This is a genomic window from Mycobacterium interjectum (assembly GCF_900078675.2).
Taxonomy (GTDB): domain Bacteria; phylum Actinomycetota; class Actinomycetes; order Mycobacteriales; family Mycobacteriaceae; genus Mycobacterium; species Mycobacterium interjectum.
Genome location: NZ_LT546236.1, coordinates 536,486 through 538,653 on the forward strand (window position 1 = coordinate 536,486; position 2,168 = coordinate 538,653).

3 protein-coding genes are annotated in these 2,168 nt (G+C 70.8%); 2 read left to right on the forward strand and 1 reads right to left on the reverse strand.

Annotation, left to right across the window (positions count from 1 at the left end):
- Positions 1 to 601, forward strand: a 601-nt coding sequence (gene nudC / locus BN4348_RS32460; RefSeq protein ID WP_066908380.1) for an NAD(+) diphosphatase, incomplete at its 5' end; no start/stop codon positions are given.
- A 5-nt stretch (positions 602 to 606) separates the two neighbouring features.
- On the opposite strand, the gene mrx1 is transcribed toward nudC, so the two are convergent.
- Positions 607 to 858, reverse strand: coding sequence for a mycoredoxin Mrx1 (mrx1, locus tag BN4348_RS32465; RefSeq protein WP_066908382.1), 252 nt, complete (start codon positions 856 to 858; stop codon positions 607 to 609).
- A gap of 113 nt (positions 859 to 971) precedes the next feature.
- On the opposite strand from mrx1, the gene BN4348_RS32470 reads away from it, so the two are divergent.
- Positions 972 to 2,168: ATP-dependent helicase (locus tag BN4348_RS32470; RefSeq protein ID WP_167670443.1), on the forward strand; the 1,197-nt coding region annotated here is incomplete at its 3' end.

A 2,168-nucleotide genomic window follows, 5' to 3' on the forward strand; every position in this document is an offset into this window, starting at 1 on the left:
CGACGACACCAGCAGCCAACTGGTGTCCTCGGCCCTCGCGCTGCTGAATTGGCATGACAGCGCCCGATTCAGCGCGGCGGACGGCTCGCCGACCAGGCCCGCCAGGGGCGGCTGGTCGCGGATCAACCCGGTCACCGGTCACGAGGAGTTCCCCCGCATCGACCCGGCGGTGATCTGCCTCGTCCACGACGGCGGCGACCGGGCGGTGCTGGCCCGCCAGGCGGTGTGGCCGGAGCGGATGTTCTCCCTGCTGGCCGGGTTCGTGGAGGCCGGCGAGTCCTTCGAAGTGTGCGTCGTGCGGGAGATCCGCGAGGAAATCGGCCTGACCGTGCGTGACGTGCGCTACCTGGGCAGTCAGCCCTGGCCGTTTCCGCGCTCGCTGATGGTCGGCTTCCACGCCGTGGGAGACCCGGACGAGGAGTTCTCGTTCAACGACGGCGAGATCGCCGAGGCGCAATGGTTCACCCGCGACGAGGTGCGCGCGGCGCTTGCGGCCGGCGATTGGGGCAGCGCCGCGGAATCCAGCGGGTCGAAACTCCTCTTGCCCGGCTCGATTTCGATCGCGCGCGTGATCATCGAATCCTGGGCCGGGCTGGACTGAGCGGCCTAGCCGACTTCGGTCAGCTTCGCCTTGACCGCAGCGGCGCTCGGGTTGGTCAGCGTGGAGCCGTCCGCGAACTTCACCGTCGGGACCGTCCGGTTGCCGCCGTTGACCGAACCGACGAACTCCGCCGCCGCCGGGTCCTGCTCGATGTCGACCTCGTCGTAGGAGATCCCGTCGGACTTGAGCGCCGTCTTGAGCCGGTGGCAGAAGCCGCACCAGGACGTCGAGTAAACCGTGAGCGGAGCGTGGGACATAGCCCGGTTAACGTAGCGCAGCGACGAGCAATTCCGCGAGCAACGCAAGTCACGCGCGCGCTGCGGCGTGTTTGTCGGCGACTCCTGCTTTCATGGAAGCCAAGATGAAGCCCATGCCGATGGTCGCCGACGCACTGACCGCCGAGCTGGACGACGAGCAGCGCGAGGCCGTGTTGGCTCCCCGGGGCCCGGTCTGCGTGCTCGCGGGCGCCGGCACGGGGAAGACCCGGACCATCACGCACCGCATCGCCCAGCTGGTCGCGGGCGGTCACGTGGCCGCCGGCCAGGTCCTGGCGGTCACCTTCACCCAGCGGGCGGCGGGGGAGATGCGCTCCAGGCTGCGCGCGCTCGCCCATGGCGCGCACGCCGGCTCGGGGGTGGGCGCCGCGCAGGCCCTGACCTTCCACGCGGCCGCGCACCGCCAGCTGCGTTACTTCTGGCCGCGCGTGGTCGGCGACACCGGCTGGCAGCTGTTCGACAGCAAGTTCCCCGTCGTGGCCAGGGCCGCCAGCCGCTGTCGGCTCAATGTCAGCACCGACGACGTGCGCGACCTGGCCGGGGAGATCGAGTGGGCCAAGGCGTCGCTCATCGGCCCGGAGGAGTATCCGTCGGCGGTGGCCGACGCGGGCCGGGATGCCCCGATGGACGCCAAGCAGATCGCGGCCGTCTACTCCGCCTACGAGGCCCTCAAGGTGCGCGACGAGTCGATGGCGCTGCTCGACTTCGACGACCTGCTGTTGCACACCGCGGCCGCGATCGAGAACGACGCCGCGGTCGCCGAGGAATTCCGCGACCGGTACCGCTGCTTTGTCGTCGACGAGTACCAGGACGTCACCCCGCTGCAGCAGCGCGTGCTCGCGGCCTGGCTCGGCGACCGCGACGATCTCACCGTCGTCGGCGACGCCAACCAGACCATCTACTCGTTCACCGGGGCCACGCCGCGGTTCCTGCTCGACTTCTCGCGGCGGTTCCCGGACGCCACGGTGGTGCGCCTGGAACGCGACTACCGGTCCACCCCGCAGGTGGTCTCGCTGGCCAATCAGGTGATCGCCGCGGCGCGCGGCCGTGTCGCCGGCAGCAAGCTGCAGCTGTCGGGGCAGCGCGCGCCGGGCCCGGCGCCGTCGTTTCACGAGCACCCCGACGAAACCGCCGAGGCCGCCGCGGTCGCGGCATCGATCGGCCGGCTGATCGAATCCGGCACGGCGCCGTCGGAGATCGCGGTGCTCTACCGGGTCAACGCGCAGTCCGAGGTCTACGAGGAGGCCCTGACCGAGGCCGGCATCACCTACCAGATCCGCGGCGGGGAGGGG

Excerpts from the sequence above, each read along its gene's own strand:
- mrx1 (WP_066908382.1), bottom strand. The coding sequence starts at position 858 with ATGTCCCACGCTCCGCTCACGGTTTACTCGACGTCCTGGTGCGGCTTC.